Here is a 21,800-nt window from a genome sequence, read left to right on the forward strand (position 1 = left end):
TGTTCTCCTCGTCCGCTTGGCATCGTTAGGGTCTATCGGCTGCCGGCCGGGGCGTCATGTGCCAGTCAGGCATCATCATGCGGCCTGCGCGTCATCAACCCACAGATAAAAATGTTTTTTCTCGTTAAAGAACATGCATCCGGGCGTCAAGCCCGAACACGATCACCATCGCGGCAGCCCCATGGCTCAATCGCCGTAGGGCACCCACACATTCTTCACCTCGACGGCGCGGCGCAGGAAGGCATCGCCGGCCGTCTCGTCGGACATCCAGTCGAGGCCGCGGCCATTGCCGCTCCAGACGCGTTTGAGGTTGCCGATGGACTCGGCTTCCGCCTTGGCGCAGGTCTCGGCATCGGCGAACACCCACAGCCCGTCGACATCGTCGTGCTTGGCCAGCACGCCGGCAAGTTCGGCGCTGCGGCCGGTGACGATGTTGATGGCGCCGGCAGGAACGTCGGAATATTCGATGACCTGGTAGAGATCGGTCGCCAGCAGCGGATAGCGCTCGGACGGCACCGCGACCACCGTGTTGCCCATGGCCAGCGCCGGTGCGACCAGCGAGATCAGGCCGAGCAGCGGCGCGGTATCAGGCGCGACGATGCCGACGACGCCGACCGGCTCATGCAGCGCCAACGTGACAGCGCGCGCCGGCGGCTGGTGCACGCGGCCCTCGAACTTGTCGGCAAGGCCGGCATAGAGGAACAGCCGCTCTATGGACTGTTCTGCTTCTTCCCGCGCGGCCTTGGCGCTGGCGCCGGTCAGCTCGGTGAGGCGGGCGGCAAACTCGCTGGCGCGGCCGGAAAGGTTCTCGGCCAGATAATAAAGCACCTGCGAGCGGTTGTACGCGGTGGCTTCCGGCCAGCCTTTGCAGGCACGGGCGGCGGACACGGCATCGCGGATGTCCTTGCGGCTGCCGAGCCCGACTTCGCCGGCAAGCTTGCCCTTGGCGGTGGCGACAGCCAGCGAGTAATTGCCGTCCGGTCGTACCTGCTTGCCGCCGATGAACAGTTTTGCCGTGCGATCTATGGTCGAGCCGTCCGCCTGCTCGACAGGCTGCGCCGAGAGCGTCGCCGGCTTGATCACCGGGCCGAGCGGCAATTTCGCCGCGAGATATTCGAACATGCCCTCGCGGCCGCCCTCGCGGCCGAAACCGCTCTCGCGGTAGCCACCAAAACCACAGGCGGCATCGAACATATTGGTGCCGTTGACCCAGACGACGCCGGCCTTCAACTGCGGCGCGACATGCAGAGCGAGGTTGACGTTCTCGCTCCACACCGAGGCCGCCAGCCCATAGCGCGTGTTGTTGGCCAGCTCGATCGCTTCCTCGGTATTGCGGAAGGTCATGGTCGCCAGAACCGGGCCGAAGACTTCCTCCTGCGCCAAGATATTAGCCGGCGAAACACCTGTGGCCAGTGTCGGCAGATGATAGTAGCCGGAGGACGGCAGCGCCGCATCCGGCTGCCAGCAGACGGCGCCTTGTCTGGCGCCTTCAGCGACCAGACCCTTGACCCGGTCGAGCTGCGTGGCGTCGACCAGCGGGCCGATATCGGTGTTCTTGTCCAGCGGGCTGCCGACGCGCAACCGACTCATCCGCGTCTTGACCTTGGCGATCAAGGCATCGGCGATGCCTTCCTGGACCAGCAGGCGCGAGCCGGCGCAGCAGACCTGGCCCTGGTTGAACCAGATGCCGTCGACCAGGCCTTCGACGGCGCTGTCGAGATCGGCGTCCTCGAAGACGACGAAGGCCGATTTGCCGCCGAGTTCCAGCGACAGTTTCTTGCCCGAGCCGGCGGTTGCCTTGCGGATGATCTTGCCGACCTCGGAAGAGCCGGTGAAGGCGATCTTCTGGATGCCGGGGTGGTTGACGATGGCTGCACCCGCCTCAGGCCCGCCCTGGCCGATGTTGACAACGCCTTTCGGCACGCCGGCACGCTCGCAAATCTCGGCGAACAGGATTGATGTCAGCGGCGTGAATTCGGCCGGCTTCAGCACAACCGTGCAGCCGGCGGCGAGTGCAGGCGCGATCTTCCAGGCCAGCATCAGCAGCGGAAAATTCCACGGGATGATCTGGCCGACGACGCCGACGCCCTTGTGGCCGGGGAAATCCCTGTCCAGCGCCTGCGCCCAGCCGGCATGATGGATGAAATGGCGGATTGCCAGCGGCACGTCGATGTCGCGGCTTTCGCGGATCGGCTTGCCATTGTCGATTGTCTCCAGCACCGCGAAAAGGCGCTGATGACGCTGCATGGCACGGCCAATGGCATAAAGCACCTTGGCGCGCTGATAGCCGGAGGACGCCGACCACTTCGGCAGCGCCTTGGCGGCGGCCGCAACCGCCGCGTCGATATCGGCGGCACTGGCGTCGGACACTTTCGCCAGCAGCTTGCCGGATGACGGCTCGCTGGTCTCGAAAGTCTTGCCGCCGGACGCTGCTTTCCAGGCGCCGTCGATGAACAGCGCCTTGCCGAAATCGCGCGCGGCAAGCCAGGCATCGGCCTCGTTGCGGGCTTCCGGCGCCGGGCCGTACTCCATGGCGTGATAGCGGTCGAGGATGTTCATGGATCGCTCCAGATTATTGTCTTGGAAGGCGTTCTTTCGCGCCCCCCTCTGTCCTGCCGGACATCTCCCCCACGAGGGGGGAGATCGGCCTTCGCGCCTGTCGGCTCGCCTCCTGCAACCTCGGCAATTGGCGAAATCGTCGATGACGGCCAATCTCCCCACAAGTGGGGGAGATGTCCGGCAGGACAGAGGGGGGCGCGAAGGAACTCCACGTTCAAAGCCTTAGCCCGATCCCTATGCCATCGCGTGGCGATGATTGGCCGAATAGTGACCGGTCAGATGATGTTCGAGCTGCCGCTCGATGTCGGTCAAGAGGCTCGACGCGCCGAAGCGAAACAGCTCGGGCTCCAGCCATGGCCGGCCGAGCTCCTCCTTCATCAGAACCAGCCAGTCGAGCGAGGCCTTGGCCGTGGAAATGCCGCCGGCCGGCTTGAAGCCGATGAGGTAGCCGGTCTCCTCGAAATAGGCCCTGATGGCACGCACCATGGCGAGCCCGACGGGCAGCGTCGCGTTGACGCTTTCCTTGCCGGTCGAGGTCTTGATGAAATCGGCACCCGCCATCATCGCCACCATCGAGGCCAGCATGACATTGCGCAGCGTGGCGAGGTCGCCGGTGCCCAGGATGACCTTCAGATGCGCGTCACCGCAGGCGGCGCGCATCGAGACGATTTCATTGTAAAGTTCCCGCCACTTGGCGCCGAACACCAGACCGCGCGGGATAACGACGTCGATCTCGTCGGCGCCGTCGCGGACCGAGGCGTCGATCTCCTGCAGGCGGGTCGACAGCGGCGCAAGGCCATGCGGGAAGGCGGTCGAGACAGCGGCGACATGAATGCCGGTGCCGCGCACCGCATCGACGGCGGTGGCGACGAAGGGATGGTAGACGCAGATGGCCGCCGGGCGGATGGTTTCACCCGCAATGCCGAGGCCCTCGACAATGTCGCGGCGGAACGGGTTGATCGCCTTGGCGCAGAGCCGGCGCACGCGCTCCTCGGTGTCGTTGGAGTTCAGCGTCGTCAGATCCATGCAGGCGACGGCGCGCAGCAGCCAGGCCGCCTGATTGTCGGCCTTGATCGATCGCCGCTTGGTCAGGCTGGCGACACGGCGTTCCAGCGCCGAGCGGTTGACGCTGCGCACCGATTCCATGAAGCCGAGGTCGAGCTTCATGCCTGGGTTGCGCGCAATACGATGGTCGTGCGGGACGGGGGTATTGGCGGCGGCACGCGCGGGCAGCGGCGTCACCTTCGTGCCAAGATCGGCTTCGCGGATTGTGCTGCTCATCTCCTGCCCTTTCATTCAGCGACGTGCGCTTATGTCTTGGTGCGTATCGTTTTCCCAAAACCGCTCGACACTTTTGGGCGACACGCACGAAGATAGCCCGCGAAGTCATACTTCACGAGTCCTTTGGGCCGTCATAGCTGAAAAAGGCTACGGGAGCAGCTGATTTTTGACCGCATGATCAAAATGTAGATTCAAGATGCGGTCGCCTGGGCTCAGCCGACGAAGGCGCGCTCGACGACGAACGTCGCCGGATGATGCAGCGAGCCTTCTTCGAAGCCGAGGCTTTCGGCCAACTCCTTGACATCCTTGAGCATGTGCATCGAGCCGCAGATCATGATGCGGTCCGTTTCCGGATTGAGCTTCTCGATGCCGAGATCGGTATAGAACTTGCCGGAGCCGATCAGCGCGGTGATGCGGCCCATGCGTGCCGACTCTTCCTGGGTCGTCGAATTGTAGAGCGTGACGCGGCCGCCGGTCAGTTCGCCGATCAGCGGGTCGCTTTCCAGTGCCGCCACCAGTTCCTGGCCGTAGGTCAGTTCCGCATTGTCGCGGCATGTGTGGGTCAGGATCACCTGCTCGAATTTCTCGTAGGTGTCGGGGTCGCGCAGCAGGCTGGCGAAGGGCGCGATGCCGGTGCCGGTCGAGATCATGAACAGCCGCTTGGCCGGGGTCAGCGCGTCGACCACCAGTGTGCCGGTCGACTTCTGGCGCATGATGACCGTGTCGCCGACCTGGATCTTCTGCAGCTCCGAGGTCAGCGGGCCATCCGGCACCTTGATCGAGAAGAATTCCAGCTCATCGTCCCAGGCCGGGCTTGCCACCGAATAGGCGCGGTACACCGGCTTCTCGGCATTGGGCAGGCCGATCATGACGAACTCGCCGGAGCGGAAGCGCAGCGACTGCGGACGGGTGATGCGGAACGAGAACAGCCGATCGGTGTAGTGCTTCACCGAAACGACTGTTTCGGCATAGACATTGGCCGGAATCGGGAACTGCAGCGGGCGGGCACCGGCGGTGTTGAGCGCGGATGTGGTGTTCATCAAATCCAACCTTCTGGCCCAACTGCGGACGTGGGCGCCAAACCTTCACCTGCGCGCCCGAACCATTCAGGTCCCGGCGTGCTGTTTGCACACTCCAAAGCGGCAAGCTCTTGTGTCCCGAATTTATTAGTATACAAACGATATTTGCGTCAAGATGCTCGCTTAAAACAGCTTTCCAAACTGACGCATATCCGTAGTCCGCGCATTTCGGGTTTCGACGATGGAAGAGAATTTTTCGGCGCAAGCGCATGATTCCCTGGGAAATGTCGTTGCCGGTATCGACGTCGGCGGCACCTTCACCGACCTGCTCCTGATCGACGGTCGCGACGGTGGCAGGGTGTATCTGGCCAAGACTCCGACCACGGTCGACAACCAGGCCTTCGGCGTCGTTTCGGCACTCGGCGCCACCGGATTTGCCATCGACGGCATCGACCTCATCGTGCACGGCACGACCACCACCACCAATGCGGTGCTCGAGCGCCGGCTGGCGAAAACCGGCATGATCACCACGCGCGGTTTTCGCGATGTGATCGAACTTGGCCGGCGCACGCGGCCGCAGGCCTATGGCATGACCGGCAGCTTCGTGCCGATCATTCCGCGCAATCTCAGGCTCGAAGTCTCGGAGCGCGTCGAAGCGTCGGGCGCGATCCGCACGCCGCTTGACGAAGCGGAAATGCGCGACGCCGTGCAGACGCTGATCGCGGCCGGCTGCGAATCCCTCGTCATCCATTTTCTGCATTCCTACGCCAACCCGACGCACGAGCGCCGCGCCGCCCAAATTGCCGCCGAATTCTGGTCGAACGGCTACATCACGGCGGGCCATGCGCTGCTGTCGGAAGCGCGCGAATTCGAGCGCGGCGTCACCGCCTCGGTCAACGCCTCCGTGCAGCCGATCCTCGAGCGCTATGTCGAGCGGCTGCGCAAGGAACTGGGGGCAAAAGGCTATGCCCGCGACTTCCTGATCATGAACGGCAATGGCGGCATGATCTCGGCCCGCTTCGTCACACGTGAATCGGCCAAGACCGTCATGTCCGGTCCGGCCTCGGGCGTCATCGCCGCCGCCTATACGGGCAAGCGCGCCGGCTTCGAAAACCTCGTCACTTACGACATGGGCGGCACCTCCACCGATGTGGCGCTGATCCGCAATGCCGAGCCGGCTGTCTCGAACGAGATCGAGATCGAATATGCGATGCCGATCCATGTGCCGATGGTGGCGGTGCACACGGTCGGCGCCGGCGGTGGCTCGATCGCCCGCGTCGATGCGGCCGGCCTGATCCAGATCGGTCCGGAAAGCGCCGGGGCCAATCCCGGCCCGATTTGTTACGGGCGCGGCGGCCTCGAGCCGACCATCACCGACGCCAATCTGGTGCTCGGCCGGCTGGCGCCGAAGAAGCTGCTAGCCGTCGACAACCCGGTCACATCAGAGCGTGTCACCGGCATATTCGAGGACAAGATAGGCAAGGCGACCGGCCTGTCCGGCGTCGAGGCAGCTGGCGCGGTGCTGCGGTTGGGCAACATGAAGATGGCGGGCGCCATCCGCATGGTCTCGGTATCGCGCGGCCACGACCCGCGCGACTTCGCGCTGTTCGCCTTCGGCGGTGCCGGCCCGCTGCATGCCACCGCCCTGGCGCGCGAACTCGGCCTGCCCAAGGTGCTGGTGCCCGCGCGTCCCGGCATCACCAACGCGCTCGGCTGCGTCGTCGCCGATCTGCGCCATGACTTCGTCAACACGATCAATCAACCTGTCGCGGTGCTCGATGAAAGCCAGCTTCACGCTGTATTGGAACGGCACCGAAACGAAGGTGAGGAGTTGATTGACAAGGAAGCGGTGAAGCCGGAGACGATCCGCGTCACGCACTCCGCCGACATGCAGTTCGTCGGCCAGACCCACATCATCAACGTGCCGCTGCCATCGTCATCGGTGACGCGGGCAACGCTGCAGCAGCTGTTCGAAAAGGCATATTTCGCCCGCTTCAAGGTCGAATTGCCGGAAATCCGCGCCAACCTCGTCAACCTCAACACCTCGGTGACCGGCGTGCGCCCGGCGATCGACCTTTCCCGCCTGATCGACCCGGGCGGGCGTGCCAAAACGCTGGATGAGGCGCGGCGCGAGATCCGGCCGGTCTGGTATGCCGGACGCTGGCATGACACGCCGGTGTATGCGCGTGAAAAGCTGCCGCTTGACGCGGTCATCGAAGGCCCGGCGATCCTCGAACAGATGGACGCCACCACCGTGCTCGAACCCGGCGACCGCGCACGCTGTGACGCCGACGGCAACATCATCATCGACATTGGCGAGGCCTGATATGAAGCTCGACGCCATCACGCTTTCGGTCCTTCAGGCGGCGCTGCAGCAGGTCTGCGACGAGATGGACCTGACCTTTTCGCGCGCCGCCTTCTCGCCTGTGATCGCCGAGGCCAACGACCGCTCCGACGGCATCTATTCGGCCGTCGATGGCTCACTGATAGCGCAAGGCAGCCAGGGCTTGCCGGTGTTCGTCGGCGTCATGCAGTATTCGACCAAAACGGTGATCGAGATGATTGCCGACGGCCGCTGCTTGGCCCCCGAGCCGGGAGACATCTATATCGTCAACGACCCCTATCTCGGCGGCACGCATCTGATGGACGTGCGCTTCGCCATGCCGGTCTACCGGGACGGCAAGATTTTCTGCTGGCTGTCCAACACCGGCCACTGGCCCGACATTGGCGGTTCTGTGCCGGGCGGCTTCTCGGCTTCCGCCACGGCTGTCGAGCAGGAAGGGCTGCGGCTGCCGCCCGTAAAACTGTTCAAGAAGGGTGCGCTCGACCGCGAAATCTACGCCATCATCTGTTCCAACATCCGTGTCGCCGACCAGCGCATCGGCGACATCCGGGCGCAAGCAGCGGCCCTGCTGATCGGCCAGGACCGGCTCAACGGAATCCTCGATCGTTACGGTGACGAAACTGTTGTCGAGGCGATTGCCGAACTGCGTCGCCGCGCCGCCGAACAGATGCGCGCCAACATCTCAGCCATTCCCGACGGCACTTACCATTCGAAGGCGTTTGTCGATTCCGATGGGGTGATCAACGAGCCGTTGACCATTGCGCTCGCCGTCGAGAAACAGGGCGACACGCTGACCTTCGACTTCACCGGCTCGTCAAAACCCTGCGCCGGACCGATGAACAGCGTGCTGGCGACCACTTTGTCGTCCGTCTATCTGGCCATGCGCCATATTTTCCCGGATGTGCCGATCAGCGCTGGCGCGTTTGAGCCGCTGATCGTCAAGCGCCCGGAAGGCACCTTCCTCGACGCCAAATATCCGCGCCCGGTCTCGGGCTGTGCGGCCGAAGTGTCACAGCGTATCGCCGAAGCCGTATTCGCGGCCATGGTGCAGGCGTTGCCGGAGAAGGTGACGGCCGCCCCCGCCGGCTCCAGCGGCAATTTCGCGCTTGGCGGCAACGATCCGGCGCGCGGACGCGACTACGTCATGTATCAGATCTCCGGCGGCGGCTATGGCGGCAATTCAGGCCATGATGGGCTGACAAATGGCTGCTCGACCATCGGCATTTCCAAATCGCCGCCGGTCGAGATCATGGAACAGGCCTTCCCGGTGCTCTACCGCCATTATGCCTTGCGCGAGGGTTCGGGCGGCGCTGGCAAGCATCGCGGCGGTTTCGGCCTCGCCTATGAGGTCGAGATCCTGCGCGGCGACGCCCGCGCCTCCTTCGTCATGGACCACGGCCGTTTCGGCCCGCAAGGCGCGCTCGGCGGCAAGGACGGCGCGGTCAACACCGTGACCGTTTTCCGCAACGGCGAGGAACACGTGCCGGCACATCTCTCCAAGGAGCAGGATATCGCGCTCAAGGCCGGCGATCGCGTATGCGTTGGCACGCCGGGCGGCGGCGGCTATGGCGATCCGCGTGAGCGCGATCCCGATCTGGTGCTGCGCGACGTGGCCCTAGGTTACTATACGGCTGAAGAAGCCAGTAAAAAATTCGGCGTTGTCCTGTCGGCAGCGGAGTTAGCCGTCGACCGGACGGCGACGGACAAGCATCGCGCCGACTGACGCACCGCCAATTGCAACGGCGTTCGATCCGCCGTGATCGGCGCAAGGCATGTCGTTTCCGTCTCTGCTGACGATGCAAAAGCTCGTATTTTTCCCGTCGGCAAACAATGGAGACTTCGTTGGCTGAGCGGCGCTCCCCCTTCTATAGCAGCATCGTCGGACTGGGCGCGACCATGGGTCGGGCCGGGGGCGATTTCATCTCGGCCAGAACCTATTCCGGCATTGCCGACGAGCATCTGAACACCCGCAGAAATGTCGGCGTTCAGGATCTCAGCACGATGGGCAAGATGGACATCAAGGGACCGGACGCCGAGGCGCTGGTCAACCATGTCATCGTCAATGACGCCGCTGCCATGAAACCGGGCCAGGTGCGTTATTCCACCGTCTGCCGCGAGCATGGTGGCATCATGGATGACCTCACCGTGTTCCGGTTGGCGCCGGAGCATTTCATGCTGGTCACCGGCTCCGTCAACCGGCTGAAGATGCTGCCCTGGCTGTTGCATCATGCGCAGGGGCGCAAGGCCTATGTCACCGACATCACGGCAGCCATCGCCTTCCCGACCATCCAGGGCCCGCGCTCGCGCGAACTGCTGAAGGCAGTTGTTGCTGATGCTGATCTGGACGGGCTGAAGCGCTGGTCATTCATCTCGGGCCATATCAACGGCACGCGGGTGCTGATCTCGCGCACCGGCGTCACCGGCGAACTCGGCTTCGAACTCTTCGTCCCGGCCGACGAGGCAGCCTCCGTCTGGGAGGCACTGATGCGGGCCGGCCGTGACTTTGGCCTGAAGCCTTACGGCGTGCTGGCGATGTTCACACTCGGGCTGGAAAAGGCCTATCCGGCGCATGGCATCGACATGGACGAGAGCCGCACGCCGTTCCATGTCGGCCTCGACCGCTGGATCAAGTTCGACAAGGGCGATTTCGTCGGTCGCGAAGCGCTGCTCAAGATCCGCGACAAGGGCCTTGACGAGCAATGGGTCGGGCTGATCCTCGACGGTGACAGGCCGGCCGCGACTGACGCCAGGGTCCTGGCCAATGGCGAGGACGCGGGCGTGGTCACCTACAGCGACCATGGTTATTCCCTCGGCAAAGTGCTGGCCACGGCGCATCTGCGGCTGCCGTTCATTGCGATTGGTACGCAGCTTGGCATCGACATCGACGGCAGGGTGACGCGAGCGGTCGTGGCGCCGATCCCGTTCTTCGATCCGGAGGGGGTTAGGTTGCGCGGCTAGACGCTTGGCCGGCGGGTCGCGGACCTTCGCGATTAGCTAAAAACGCGCCCATCGCTTCGTCATCCACGGGCGGAGCAAGGAGCGTAGCGACGCGGCGCAGACCCGAGGATCCATGCCGGGACTCCAACGCGTCACCACGGTGCCGAATTCTGCTCGGCTGCGTTCCACCACTAAGGTCGCGGCATGGATCCTCGGGTCTCCGCGACGTCGCTTCGCTCCTGCTCCGCCCGTGGATGACGAAGTTAGGGAGCCTCGGCCCATCCCCTGCGCGGTGCCGCCAGCCGGCTCCACCTACCCCCTCCGGTCCAGCTTAGCCACCAGACGATCCCCCACCCACTGGATACCGCAGACCAGGATGATCAGCACGATCACCACGGCGATCATCACCGAGGTCTCAAAACGCTGGTACCCATATCGGATGGCGAGGTCGCCGAGGCCGCCGGCGCCGATGGCGCCGGCCATGGCAGACGCACCGATCAGCGTCACCAATGTGACCGTGAAGCCGGCGACGATGCCGGGCAGGGCTTCGGGCACCAGCACCTCGCGGATGATCGTCCAGCGGTTGCCGCCCATGGCGCGCGCCGCCTCGATCAGGCCGTGGTCGACTTCGCGCAGCGACACTTCAGCGATGCGCGCGTAATAGGGCGTGGCGGCGATCGACAGCGGCACGATGGCCGCCCAGGTGCCGATCGAGGTGCCGACGATCAGCCGCGTCACCGGGATGAGCGCGACCAGAAGGATGATGAAAGGCACCGAGCGGAAGCCGTTGATGACGGCGCCGAGCGCCCGGTTCACCCATAGGTTCTCGGCAATGCCGCCGCGTTCGGTGGCGATCAATGCGAGCCCGAGCGGCAGGCCGAACACCAGTGAGATGAAGCCGGAGGCGGCCGTCATCAGCACCGTCTCCCAGATGGAACGCAGCAGAAGTTCAAACAGGATTGGCGACATGGCCAAGCACCTCCACCCGCGCCTGGCGGGCCTTCAGGAATGTGATGATGTCAGCGAGGTGATCTGCATCGCTGCCGGGAACAGAAAGGAACAGCGTCCCGACGGGCTGCTGCTGGATATGATCGATGCCGCCGTGGACGAGGCGGAAGGCGCCCGGAACAGCAACGGCAAGGTCGGACAGCAGCGGGCCGCTTGCCGCCTCGCCGGCCACGTCCACGCGCAGGATCGTCTCGGCGCCGGCCGCCGGCAGCAGCCGGGCTGTCAGCTCGGCTGGCAGTTGCGGCCTGATGGCGCCAAGCAGGCTTTTTGTGATGTCGGAGCGCGGGTCGGCGAACACCGACCAGACCGGGCCTTGCTCGACGATGCGCCCGGCATCGATCACCGCAACGCGGTCGGCGATCGAGCGGATAACTTCCATCTCATGGGTGATCAGCAGGATCGTCAGGCCAAGCTGCCGGTTGATATCCTTGAGCAAAGCGAGGATCGACCGCGTCGTCTCCGGGTCAAGCGCCGAGGTGGCTTCATCCGACAAAAGCAGCGCCGGCCGTGCGGCAAGCGCCCTGGCGATGCCGACGCGCTGCTTCTGGCCGCCCGACAGCGACGCCGGATAGGCTTTTGCTTTCTCGGACAGGCCGACGAGATCGAGCAGTTCGGCGGCGCGTGCCAGTCGTTCGGCTTTGGGACGCCCTTCGATTTTGAGCGGCAGCGCGACATTGTCCTCGACCGTCTTGGCCGACAGCAGGTTGAAGTGCTGGAAGATCATGCCGATGCGCCGCCGCAGCGGCTGCAACTCGCGCTCGCCGAGCCGGCTGATCTCGCGGCCTTCGATGAACACCTCGCCGGAGTCAGGCCGTTCCAACCCGTTCAGGCAGCGGATCAGCGTCGATTTGCCGGCGCCGCTGCGGCCGATGATGCCGAGGATTTCGCCCTTGCGCACCGTCAGCGAAATGCCGTCGAGCGCCGCCGTCGCACCGAAGCGGCGCTTCAGGTCGACAAGGCGCACGACGTCCTGAGACGCATCGGGCCGGGCGTGGGTCGGATCGGCGGTCTCCCCGGATGCCGTGATATGCTGGTTCATGAATGTTCCTGTTCTCGAAAACGCAATCGCGGCCCGCGCCTGGGCGCGGACCGCTGTTGCTCTCGAACCGGGCTTCCGGCCGAGGATCGGATCAATAGGCGCTGAGGCCGGTGCCCTTGTAGACCTTGTCGAACTCGGCCTTCACAGCCTCGTTCTGATAGGATGCCACCAGCGTCTTCACCCAGGCCTCGTTTTCATTGCCGGCCTTCACCGCGATGAAGTTGCGGTAGGGGTTGTCGGCAATGGGCTCCTGTGCGATCCGGTTTTCCGGCGTCAGGCCGCTTTTCAGCGCCCAGTCAGTGTTGACCACGGCGGCGTCGAGATCCTCTACCGAGCGGCCGACGATGCCGGCGTCGAGTTCCTTGATCACCACCTTCTTCGCATTCTCGGCGATGTCGGCGGTGGTGGCCAGAATGCCGGTGCCGTCCTTCAGTTTGATCACGCCCTCGTTCTGCAGCACGCGCAGCGCCCGGCCTTCGTTGGACGGATCGTTCGGCACGCCGATGACCGCGCCCTCGGGCAGGTCGGCGACCTTGGTGTACTTCTTCGAGTAGAGGCCGATCGGCCAGACGCCGGTGTAGCCGACGCGCACGATGTGATAGCCTTGCGTCTTGATCTGGTTGTCGAGATAGGGCTGGTGCTGGAAGGCGTTGGCGTCGATCTCGCCACGCTCCAGCGCCTCGTTGGGCTGGGTATAGTCGTTGAACACCACGGTCTCGATGGCGAGGCCCTTTTCGGCCGCCTGGGCGACGACGACCCGCCAGACATCCTCATCCTCGCCGCTGATGATGCCGACCTTGATCGCCTTCTTGTCTTCGGCGAACGACGCACTGGGCGTCATCAGGCTGCCGATCGCGACGGCCGAGGCAAACAGCAGAGCAAGGCCACTGCGCCGGTTGAGGGGTGACCAAAGGGAAGATGGCAAAGTGTTTTTGAAGTCGGTCATGATTGATCTCTGCGGTTGTGAAGTCATGCGGCCAAGCGGACTGCCTAGCCTTGGTCACATCGTCAGAAATTCTATCGATTATATCAAAGAACGTGTTTCGCCGTTCTCGTCAAAGCCGGGAATATTCTCTCAAAAATTTCAACGAAGAGAGAACAAGACGGCGCTCGGCGGACCGCAGCCGGATGCAAGGCGATCCCGGGCATCTCGGTGAGAAGGTCAGATTCGGTCTCAAAGCGCGATCCACGCGGTCTTGAGTTCCAGATATTTCTCCAGCGCGTGCAGCGACTTGTCGCGGCCGAAGCCGGACTGCTTGACACCGCCGAGCGGCACGGTGATGTCGGCGCCGCCATAGGTGTTGACGTGGACGACGCCGGCATTGATGGCCCGCACCATGCGATGCGCGGTGGAAAGGTTGGCGGTCCACACCGCCGAGGCAAGCCCGTAGACGGTCGAATTGGCCAGGCGCACCGCCTCCTCCTCGGTCTCGAAGCGCATGATGCCGAGCACCGGACCGAACACCTCCTCGCGGGCCAGTTGCATGTCTTGCGTCACGTTCTCGAAGATCGTCGGCGCCATGTAGCTGCCGCCGGTCTCTGTCAGGATTCGTTCGCCGCCGGTGACCAGCCGGGCGCCTTCCTCGGTGGCCTTGGCGACGAAGCCGAGATTCTTCTCCAATTGTTCGGCGCTCGACACCGCGCCGACGTCGCTGGCGAGGTCGAGCGGATCGCCGACCTTGAGCCGCGTCGTCGCCGATAGAAGCTCGTCCATGAAGCGGTCATAGACCGACGACTGGACGAGAAGCCGCGAGCCGGCGACGCAGACCTGGCCGGAATTGCGGAAGATGCCGTTGGCCGAGGCGACCGCCGCCTGCTTCAGGTCCGGGGCGTCGGCAAACACGATGTTGGGTGACTTGCCGCCAAGTTCGAGGAAGACGCGCTTCAGATTGGACCGCGCGGAGTATTCGAGCAGCCGCCGGCCGACCGGCCCCGAACCGGTGAAGGCGATGGCGTCGACATCCATATGCAGCCCGAGCGCCTCGCCGGTGACCGCGCCACGGCCGGTGACGACATTGAGCACACCGGGGGGAAGCCCCGCTTCGCTGGCCAGTTCGGTCAGCCGCAGCAGCGTCAGTGAAGCGATCTCCGGCGGCTTGACCACCACGCAATTGCCGGCGGCAAGTGCCGGCGCGATTTTCCAGGCGCCGATCATCAGCGGAAAATTCCACGGCACGATGACGCCGACGACGCCGAGTGGCTCCTTGTGGATCAGCCCGAGCACATTGTCGGCCGTCGGCGCGATCTCGCCATAGAGCTTGTCGATCGCCTCGGCGTAGTAGCGGATGGTGCCCGCCGCCGAGAGCGGTTCGGCCTTGTAGGCCATGCCGATCTCGGTACCGTTGTCGCGCACGCCGAGCACGGCGAGTTCATCGGCATGCTGTTCGACCAGTTCGGCAAACCTCGTCAGCACCTTTTTGCGGAAGGCGGGTGCTGCGCGCGACCACGAACCCTTCTCGAACGCCTTGCGCGCCGACTTGACGGCACGGTCGATGTCGGCGGCATTGCCGTCGGCGATGCTGGCAAAGAGCCGGCCGTCGATCGGCGATGTCACCGGCAGAGAGGCGCCACTTGTTGCCTCGGTCTGTGCGCCATCGATGAACAAGCCCCGCGCGCCGATCTCCGTCTTGCGCAGCGTGTCGATGGCATTCTGACTGATCATTGGCGACGGACTCCCAGGGAAACATGCAATGTGGTTGGCGCTCGGAATTCCCAGCCGCGAAACACCGGTTCCTTGCCCGGCACCAGGCTGAGATCGGGGAAGCGCAGGAGCAGCAGCCCTACCGCAAGGCACATCTGCTCGCGTGCGAAAAACCGGCCTGAACAGAAATGATGGCCGAAGCCGAAGGCGGCATGGTTGCCTTCGTCGCGGTTGATGTCGAAGCGGTCTGGATCGGTAAAGCGACTCTCGTCGCGGCTTGCCGAGGAGACAAGTGCCGCGACGGCGGCTCCTGCCGGGATCGTCACGCCGCCAAGCTCGACCGCCCGCGTCGTCTGCCGCGTCTGTGTGCCGATCGGCGCCACCCAGCGCAGGCCCTCGTCGACAGCCTTTGGCACGAAGGTCTCGGGATCGTCGAGCACCTGCCGCAATTGTTCAGGATGCGAAAGCAGGCCGGCGAGGATCGAGCCGGCGCCATGTCCGGGCTCCTGCATGCCGCCGAGCAGGATGACCTTGATGCTCGGCATCAGGAAGTCGATCGGCCGTGTCGTGCCGTCCGGCATGCCGTCATGCAGCATGTGCGACAGCGCGGAGTCGTCCGGCGCGCGGGCAAGGCGTTCCAGCGTCGGCAGGATGGCGTCGCCAACCTCGGCGCTGATCGCATCGGCGACCTCTTGCCGCTTCGGGTCGTTCTCGAAATTGATGGCGCCCTGGGCGAGGCCATAGAACCAGCGGCGCAGCGTCGGCATGTCGATGTCGGCAAGGCCCAGCGAGCGCGCCAGGCTGAGCGTCGACACCGGCTCGAAATAATCGGCCATCAGCTCGGCCGAGCCGCGCTCCGCAATTTGGTCGAGAAAAGGTTCGGCGATCGATCGCACGAGGTCGCCGGCATAGGCGGCGACAGTGCGCGGCCGGTATTTTGGGTCGACGCCTTGGCGCAGTTGCTTATGCGTCTCGCCATCGGTGGTCAGGATGGTCGGCTTGCCGAAGGAGCGCTCGACCGGAGACGAACCAACGACGGCGGAGAAGGTGTCGGGAGACTTGGCGACGCTCTCGACATCCTTCCAGCGGGTGACGAACCACAGATTGACCGCCGGCACGAAGGCGACAGGCGCGCTGCGCCTGAGTTCGGCATAGATCGGGTAGGGATCGGCTTCCAAGGCCTCGACGGTGATGTTCTCGGCAAAGCTCAAGGCCGCCACTCCCTTTGCAGTGCGGGGGCGGCACAACCGCCCCCTGCGTTGCTCAATCTTTCAAAGGCTGGCCGAGGTTTTCGAAGGCTTTGGGATCGCGGCTCTTCAAGGCACTGGCCAGCAGCAGGCCGACCACCGCGGCGATCAGCACCAGTCCCGGCAGGAACACGCCCAGGAAGCCGCCGGCTCCCGACAGGCTGCCGAAATTGATGACGATCAGATAGATGATGATGACGAAGGCGATGAAGGTCAGCCCGGGCAGGATGGTGGTCTTCAGCGCGTTCTCCTGGGCCGGGTTGGTCCGGAAGAACATCACCACGGCAAGCGAGGCCACTGCCATCATGACGATGACGCCGAGCGTCGCGACATTGGTCAGCCAGGAAAACAGCGCCAGCACCGGATCGAGGCCGAGCACGGCGAACAGCCCGACGACGATTGCGGCGAGTACGCTCTGGATGACCGAAGCGACATGCGGGCTCTGGTGCACCGAATGCGTCACGCCGATCGTCTGCGGCAACAGCTTCTCGCGGCCCGAGACATAGATGTAGCGGGCAACAGCATTGTGGAACGCCAGCACGCCGGCAAACAGGCTCGACACGAACAGGATGCTCATCGCCTGCGACAGCACCGTTCCGGCGTAGCGGTCGGAGAGACCGAACAGGAAGGTCGTCGGATCCTGCAGCCCCTGCAGCGTCGGCAGCAATTTGTCGACACCGGCGCCGACCGCCATCAGCCATGCCGTAAGCATGTAGAAGACGCCGATCAGCAGGACGGAGAAATAGGTCGCGCGCGGAACCGTGACCTCGGGCTCACGGGCTTCCTCGGCATAGATGGTCGTCGCCTCGAAACCGATGAAGGCGGCAAAGCAGAACAGGATCGCGATGGCCGGCGCGCCTGATGTGATCTGGCTCCAGCTGAACGGCGCCGCCGACAGGCCGCTATCGCCACCGGTCTTGAGGATGGCGATGTCGAGGACCAGCACCACCAGATATTCGCACAACACCAGCACCGTCAGGATCTTGGCCGACAGATCTACCTGGCGGTAGCCGAGCACGGCGACCAGCGCGATGGCGATGAAACTCCACACCCACCAGGGCAGGTTGATGCCCCAGCCGGCGAACAGCCCTGATGTGGCCGCACCCAGCAGGCCCATGACGCCGATCTGCATGGCGTTGTAGGACAAGATGGCGATCAGCGCCGTGGCGCCGCCGGCCAGGCCGCCAAGCCCGCGTGCCGCATAGGCATAGAAAGCGCCGGCATTGCCGACATGACGCGACATGGTGACATAGCCGACCGCGAACAACAGCAGCAGGATGGTGACGATGAGATAGGTGCCAGCAAAGCCGGCGCCATTGCCCATCAGCATGCCGAGCGGCGTGCCGCCGGCGACTGCCGTGAGCGGGGCTGCCGCCGAAATCACCATGAAGGTGATGGCGCCGACGCCAAGACTATTCTTGCGCAGCCTGTTGGCCGGCGCCTGTTCCGCAACTGCTGACATTGGTCCCTCCTGTTGATGGCCGATCGGCCTGTCCCACGCGCTCTGGATATCGGTTCATTATTTGAACCCTTATTTTGAATATAGACTTGCAAACAAAGCGGCTTCCTGTCAAGTTAATTCACACGTTAAATGATTACTCAAGCTTGGAGGTTGAGTTGGGCACCGTCGGCAAGGCGATTTCACTTCTGGAGCTATTCACCGTCGACGAGCCCGAACTCGGACTGTCCGAACTGGCGCGCCGCTCGGGCTTCGACAAGGCGACGACGCGGCGGCTGCTGATGTCCCTGACCGGTCATGGTTTCGTCGAGCAGGATGCCGGCACGCGGCATTATCGCCTCGGCGCCGGCCTGTCGCGGCTGGCGCGCATTCGCGAGGCGCGCTTTCCCTTCCTGCAGACAGCGGTCCCCCTCGTGCGCGACCTCGCAAGCTCGACGGCCGAGACCGTGCATCTGTCGGAATTCGGCGTCGAGACGCTGGTCACCGTCCATGTCGAACATCCCGCCCGGTCAAACCGGGTCAATGTCGATATCGGCCAGCTTCTCCCCTTGCATTCGACCGCCTCTGGCATCGCCTATCTGGCCTTCGCCCGAGCCGAAACCGTCAGGGCATGCCTGACGGGTTCGCTCAACGCCTTCACCGCGCATACGCTGATCGAGCCGGCCGCCATTTCCAGATCCATCGGCGAGACGCGCGATCGCGGCTACTCGATCTGCGATCAGGGTTTTGAAGAGGGCGTCATCAGCGTCGCGGCGGCAATCCGTGCGGCGGATGGGTTTGCACTCGGCACGATCGCGGTGGCCGCTCCAAAGGCCAGGACAAATGCGGCTGACATCGCGGAGCGGGGGCTTGCAGTCATGACCGCGGCACGGGAGATTTCGATGCGCCTCAATGGCGAAAACCTGCAAACACTGAGGAGGCAGGCCTGATGTCTGCAGACACGGCAACGGCGCCCCGTATCCTGGTCATCGGCACGGGCGACACCAAGGCCGACGAACTCAAGTTCATGAGAGAGTGCATCGAGGCATCGGGTGGCAGCGCCGTGATGATGGATGTCAGTGTGCTGGGCGACCCGCCCTACAGCCCGGATCACGACAAGCACGCCGTTGCCCGCGCGGTGGATGCGACGATTTCGGAGATCGTCTCGAGCGGCGACGAGAACACCGCCATGACGCTGATGGCGGGCGGCGCCGTGCAGCTGGCGCGCATGCTTCACCAAAGCGGCGAAATCGACGCCTTCATCGCGATAGGCGGCTCGATGGGGACCGACCTTGCGCTCGATGTGGCGCTCTGCCTGCCACTCGGCGTGCCGAAATTCGTTGTCTCGACCATCGCCTATTCGCACCTCATCCCGCCCGAGCGTGTCGCGCCAGACCTGATGATGATCCTCTGGGCGGGCGGGCTGTACGGCCTCAACAGCATCTGCAAGCTGGTCCTGTCGCAGGCCTGCGGCGCGGTCGTCGGCGCGGCCAGGATCGTGCTTGCGTCGCGCGCGGCGGCGCAGGCTGCGGGGCCGACCATCGGCATGACCTCGCTCGGCAGCAGCTGCCTGCGCTATATGAAGACACTGAAGCCGGCGCTTGAGCGGCGCGGCTATGACGTGGCCGTGTTCCATACCACCGGAATGGGCGGCCGCGCCTTCGAATCGATTGCAGGACAAGGGCATTTCTGCGCCGTGTTCGACTTCAGCCTGCAGGAAATCACCAACCATCTCGCCGGTTCTGTCGTCAGTTCCGGCGCGGACCGGCTGGAGAACGCCGGCGCTCGCGGCATTCCGCAGATCGCCGCGCCCGGCGCCGTGGATATGGTCGATCTGCCGACCTGGCAGGATTTGCCGGCTAAATTCGCGCAGCGGCCGTTCCATGCCCACAACAGGCTGATCGGCTCGGTCACCGTCGATGCCGACGATCGTCGCCAGGTCGCCAGGACCATCGCCGCCAAGCTCGGCGCCTCGAAAGGGCGCTCCGCTTTCATCCTGCCGTCCGGCGGTATCCAGGAATGGGACGTTCAGGGCGAGCCGCTCTACGAGCCCGAGGCTCTCGCCGCCTTCGCCGATGAGATGCGCAAGGCGATTCCCGCTGGGGTCGAGTTCCACGAGATCGACACCCACATCAACAGCGACGACTTCGTGGTCAAGGCGCTCGAGATCTTCGACCGCTGGGTCGAGGAAGGCATCATCCCGCGCGGCATTCCGGTGAAAGGGGTCGCCGCGTGAGCGCTGTTCCGGCCCAGGCGCTGGTCCTCGATTTCGGCGGCGTCGTTACCCGCACGCTGTTCGAGACGCATGCCTTGACCGAACAGGCGCTTGGCCTCCTGCCGGGAACGCTGCAATGGCGCGGGCCGTTCGATCCCGACAGCGATCCGCTGTGGCGCTCCATGCAGGTCGACGAGATCAGCGAGCGCGACTACTGGCGCACACGCACAAGCGAGGTCGGCAGGCTCGTCGGCGAGGACTGGCAGGCGATGGAGACCTTCGTCCAGCGCGCGCGGGGTGCCGAGCCGGAAAAGGTGGTGCGGCCAGAGGCCGACCGTGCCATCCGCGCCGTCCACGCGGCCGGCTTTCGCCTGGCGATTCTATCCAACGAACTCGACCTGTTCTACGGCGCCGACTTCCGCCGGCGCCTGCCGCTGCTTCGCCTGTTCGACACAATCGTCGACGCCACCTATACAGGCATCCTCAAGCCCGACCCACGCGCCTATGGCTTCGTCACCGAGGCGCTCGGTCTGCCTGCCGGTGCTTGCGTCTTCGTCGACGACCAGCAGCGCAATGTCGACGGAGGTCGCGCCGCCGGCATGCGCACCGTTCATTTCGACGTTGCCCGGCCAGCACTTTCCTATGCTGAAGCCCTCGGCCATTTCGACCTCCTCCCCTGAGACCACTGCGGAGCCTGCCATGCGCGACATCAATTTCCTCACCGAGACGAACGCCAAGCCGATCTGGCATCCGATGGCGCACCCGGCCGAGATGCGGGCCAACCCGCCAAAGGTGATCATGAAAGGCGAGGGCGTCATGGTCACCGACATCGCCGGCAACACTGTGCTCGATGCCGTCGGCGGGTTATGGAACGTGAATCTCGGTTACAGCTGCGATCCGATCAAAAAGGCGATCGCTGACCAGCTCAGTGCACTGCCCTATTATTCCGGTTTTCGCGGCACCTCGACCGGGCCGTCGATAGAGCTCGCCTACGAACTCTGCGAATGGTTCGAGCCTGAAGGCATGGTGCGGACCTTCTTCACCTCGGGCGGCTCGGATTCGGTCGAAACGGCACTGCGACTGGCCAGGCAATATTGGAAGATCCGCGGCCAGGCCGACCGCACCAAATTCCTTGCCCTGAAGAAGGGCTATCACGGCACGCATTTCGGCGGCGCCTCGGTCAACGGCAACGCCAATTTCCGCCGCAACTACGAGCCGCTGCTGCCCGGCGTCTTCCACATTCCCGCACCCTGGACCTTCCGCAACCCGTTCGACGAGACCGATCCGGCGCGGCTGGCGAAACTGTGCGCCAGGGCGCTGGAGGACGAGATCGCGTTCCAGGGCGGCGACACCATCGCCGCTTTCATCATGGAGCCGGTTCTGGGCGCTGGCGGCGTCATCGTTCCGCACGAAACCTTCATGCCGCTGGTGCGCGAAATCTGCGACCGCCACGAAATCCTTTTGATCGCCGACGAGGTGGTGACGGGCTTCGGCCGCACCGGTGCATGGTCGGGCTCGCGGCTGTCGGGCGTGAAGCCGGATTTCATGACCATCGCCAAGGCGATCACCTCGGGCTACTTCCCGCTCGGTGCCACGCTGATCGGCGCCAAGGTCGCCGACGTCTTCGAGGCCGACAAGACCAGCTTCGGCGCGATTGGCCACGGCTATACCTATTCCGGCCACCCGGTGGGCTGCGCGGCGGGATTGGCGGCCCTTGCCGAAACCAAGCGCTTGCGCCTGAACGAGAACGCGGCCGCGCGGGGTATCGAACTGGCGGCTGTGCTGGAAGGGCTGAAGGCGAAACACGCGATCGTCGGCGACATCCGCTACAAGGGCCTGATGGCGGCGCTGGAATTGGTCTCGGACCGAGCGACGAAAAAGCCCGCCGACAAGAAGACCATGGCGTTGGTTTCGGAGGCGGCCTACGAAGCCGGCGTCATGCTGCGCGTGTCCGGCAACGCCATCATCCTGTCGCCGCCGCTCATCATCAGCGCCGCTGATGTGACGAAGATCGGTGAGGCGCTGGACGTAGGCCTGTCGAAGGTCTGAGGGTTAGCTGACACAACGGAGTT

General features: G+C 64.4%; 16 protein-coding genes. 7 read left to right on the forward strand and 9 right to left on the reverse strand.

Annotated elements, in window-relative coordinates; translation table 11 throughout:
• Positions 1 to 186: 186 nt before the first annotated feature.
• From NKI38_RS19910 to NKI38_RS19920, 3 genes are all read right to left on the reverse strand, one after another.
• Entirely contained in the window at positions 187 to 2,559 is a 2,373-nt protein-coding gene (locus NKI38_RS19910) for an aldehyde dehydrogenase family protein (RefSeq protein WP_352659892.1), read from the reverse strand.
• Between the two features lie 234 nt (positions 2,560 to 2,793).
• On the reverse strand, positions 2,794 to 3,840 hold the full coding sequence (gene deoC, locus NKI38_RS19915; protein WP_352659893.1) for a deoxyribose-phosphate aldolase: 1,047 nt from the start codon (positions 3,838 to 3,840) through the stop codon (positions 2,794 to 2,796).
• Between the two features lie 212 nt (positions 3,841 to 4,052).
• On the reverse strand, positions 4,053 to 4,880 hold the full coding sequence (locus NKI38_RS19920) for a ferredoxin--NADP reductase (RefSeq protein ID WP_352659894.1): 828 nt from the start codon (positions 4,878 to 4,880) through the stop codon (positions 4,053 to 4,055).
• Between the two features lie 220 nt (positions 4,881 to 5,100).
• Between NKI38_RS19920 and NKI38_RS19925 the strand changes: the two genes are divergently transcribed.
• From NKI38_RS19925 to NKI38_RS19935, 3 genes are all read left to right on the forward strand, one after another.
• Complete coding sequence (locus tag NKI38_RS19925; RefSeq protein ID WP_352659895.1) at positions 5,101 to 7,185, forward strand: hydantoinase/oxoprolinase family protein; 2,085 nt, start codon at positions 5,101 to 5,103, stop codon at positions 7,183 to 7,185.
• 1 nt (position 7,186) lies between these two features.
• Positions 7,187 to 8,926 (forward strand): hydantoinase B/oxoprolinase family protein, encoded by a 1,740-nt coding sequence (locus NKI38_RS19930; protein WP_352659896.1) that lies wholly within the window; start codon positions 7,187 to 7,189, stop codon positions 8,924 to 8,926.
• Positions 8,927 to 9,045: 119 nt separating this feature from the next.
• Positions 9,046 to 10,161 (forward strand): aminomethyl transferase family protein, encoded by a 1,116-nt coding sequence (locus NKI38_RS19935; protein WP_352659897.1) that lies wholly within the window; start codon positions 9,046 to 9,048, stop codon positions 10,159 to 10,161.
• Between the two features lie 291 nt (positions 10,162 to 10,452).
• Here the strand turns inward: NKI38_RS19935 and NKI38_RS19940 are convergent, their stop codons facing one another.
• From NKI38_RS19940 to NKI38_RS19965, 6 genes are all read right to left on the reverse strand, one after another.
• Positions 10,453 to 11,109, reverse strand: coding sequence for a methionine ABC transporter permease (locus NKI38_RS19940; protein WP_352659898.1), 657 nt, complete (start codon positions 11,107 to 11,109; stop codon positions 10,453 to 10,455).
• Entirely contained in the window at positions 11,090 to 12,187 is a 1,098-nt protein-coding gene (locus NKI38_RS19945) for a methionine ABC transporter ATP-binding protein (RefSeq protein ID WP_352659899.1), read from the reverse strand. Before NKI38_RS19945 ends, NKI38_RS19940 begins: the two co-directional genes overlap by 20 nt.
• A gap of 91 nt (positions 12,188 to 12,278) precedes the next feature.
• Positions 12,279 to 13,133, reverse strand: a complete 855-nt coding sequence (locus NKI38_RS19950; RefSeq protein ID WP_352659900.1) for a MetQ/NlpA family lipoprotein — start codon at positions 13,131 to 13,133, stop codon at positions 12,279 to 12,281.
• A gap of 228 nt (positions 13,134 to 13,361) precedes the next feature.
• Complete coding sequence (locus tag NKI38_RS19955) at positions 13,362 to 14,849, reverse strand: aldehyde dehydrogenase (RefSeq protein WP_352659901.1); 1,488 nt, start codon at positions 14,847 to 14,849, stop codon at positions 13,362 to 13,364.
• The gene (locus tag NKI38_RS19960) at positions 14,846 to 16,039 is read right to left on the reverse strand and encodes a cytochrome P450 (RefSeq protein WP_352659902.1); all 1,194 of its coding nucleotides are present in this window, start codon (positions 16,037 to 16,039) and stop codon (positions 14,846 to 14,848) included. The genes NKI38_RS19955 and NKI38_RS19960 overlap by 4 nt, the downstream gene beginning before the upstream one ends.
• A 52-nt stretch (positions 16,040 to 16,091) precedes the next feature.
• The gene (locus NKI38_RS19965) at positions 16,092 to 17,537 is read right to left on the reverse strand and encodes an APC family permease (protein ID WP_352659903.1); all 1,446 of its coding nucleotides are present in this window, start codon (positions 17,535 to 17,537) and stop codon (positions 16,092 to 16,094) included.
• 155 nt (positions 17,538 to 17,692) lie between these two features.
• Here NKI38_RS19965 and NKI38_RS19970 point away from each other — a divergent pair, with 155 nt between their 5' ends.
• From NKI38_RS19970 to NKI38_RS19985, 4 genes are read left to right on the forward strand one after another with little or no spacing between them, the layout of a single operon-like run.
• Positions 17,693 to 18,463 carry an IclR family transcriptional regulator gene (locus NKI38_RS19970; protein ID WP_352659904.1) on the forward strand — a complete coding sequence of 257 codons (771 nt, stop codon included), beginning with the start codon at positions 17,693 to 17,695 and terminating at the stop codon, positions 18,461 to 18,463.
• Positions 18,463 to 19,749 (forward strand): Tm-1-like ATP-binding domain-containing protein, encoded by a 1,287-nt coding sequence (locus NKI38_RS19975; RefSeq protein WP_352659905.1) that lies wholly within the window; start codon positions 18,463 to 18,465, stop codon positions 19,747 to 19,749. The genes NKI38_RS19970 and NKI38_RS19975 overlap by 1 nt, the downstream gene beginning before the upstream one ends.
• Positions 19,746 to 20,408: an HAD-IA family hydrolase gene (locus tag NKI38_RS19980; RefSeq protein ID WP_352659906.1), complete on the forward strand. Its 663-nt coding sequence runs from the start codon at positions 19,746 to 19,748 to the stop codon at positions 20,406 to 20,408. The genes NKI38_RS19975 and NKI38_RS19980 overlap by 4 nt, the downstream gene beginning before the upstream one ends.
• A gap of 19 nt (positions 20,409 to 20,427) precedes the next feature.
• Entirely contained in the window at positions 20,428 to 21,777 is a 1,350-nt protein-coding gene (locus tag NKI38_RS19985; RefSeq protein WP_352659907.1) for an aminotransferase class III-fold pyridoxal phosphate-dependent enzyme, read from the forward strand.
• The last annotated feature ends 23 nt before the right edge of the window (positions 21,778 to 21,800 follow it).

It is taken from the genome of Mesorhizobium sp. M0621 (assembly GCF_040320745.1).
Classification (GTDB): Bacteria; Pseudomonadota; Alphaproteobacteria; order Rhizobiales; family Rhizobiaceae; genus Mesorhizobium.

Bases quoted from the DNA above. Each gene is read 5' to 3' on its own strand.
- NKI38_RS19955 (WP_352659901.1), bottom strand. From the start codon at position 14,849: ATGATCAGTCAGAATGCCATCGACACGCTGCGCAAGACGGAGATCGGC.
- NKI38_RS19965 (WP_352659903.1), bottom strand. From the start codon at position 17,537: ATGTCAGCAGTTGCGGAACAGGCGCCGGCCAACAGGCTGCGCAAGAAT.
- NKI38_RS19925 (WP_352659895.1), top strand. From the start codon at position 5,101: ATGGAAGAGAATTTTTCGGCGCAAGCGCATGATTCCCTGGGAAATGTC.
- NKI38_RS19985 (WP_352659907.1), top strand. From the start codon at position 20,428: ATGCGCGACATCAATTTCCTCACCGAGACGAACGCCAAGCCGATCTGG.
- NKI38_RS19950 (WP_352659900.1), bottom strand. From the start codon at position 13,133: ATGACCGACTTCAAAAACACTTTGCCATCTTCCCTTTGGTCACCCCTC.
- deoC (WP_352659893.1), bottom strand. From the start codon at position 3,840: ATGAGCAGCACAATCCGCGAAGCCGATCTTGGCACGAAGGTGACGCCG.
- NKI38_RS19910 (WP_352659892.1), bottom strand. From the start codon at position 2,559: ATGAACATCCTCGACCGCTATCACGCCATGGAGTACGGCCCGGCGCCG.
- NKI38_RS19920 (WP_352659894.1), bottom strand. From the start codon at position 4,880: ATGAACACCACATCCGCGCTCAACACCGCCGGTGCCCGCCCGCTGCAG.
- NKI38_RS19945 (WP_352659899.1), bottom strand. From the start codon at position 12,187: ATGAACCAGCATATCACGGCATCCGGGGAGACCGCCGATCCGACCCAC.
- NKI38_RS19930 (WP_352659896.1), top strand. From the start codon at position 7,187: ATGAAGCTCGACGCCATCACGCTTTCGGTCCTTCAGGCGGCGCTGCAG.
- NKI38_RS19975 (WP_352659905.1), top strand. From the start codon at position 18,463: ATGTCTGCAGACACGGCAACGGCGCCCCGTATCCTGGTCATCGGCACG.
- NKI38_RS19940 (WP_352659898.1), bottom strand. From the start codon at position 11,109: ATGTCGCCAATCCTGTTTGAACTTCTGCTGCGTTCCATCTGGGAGACG.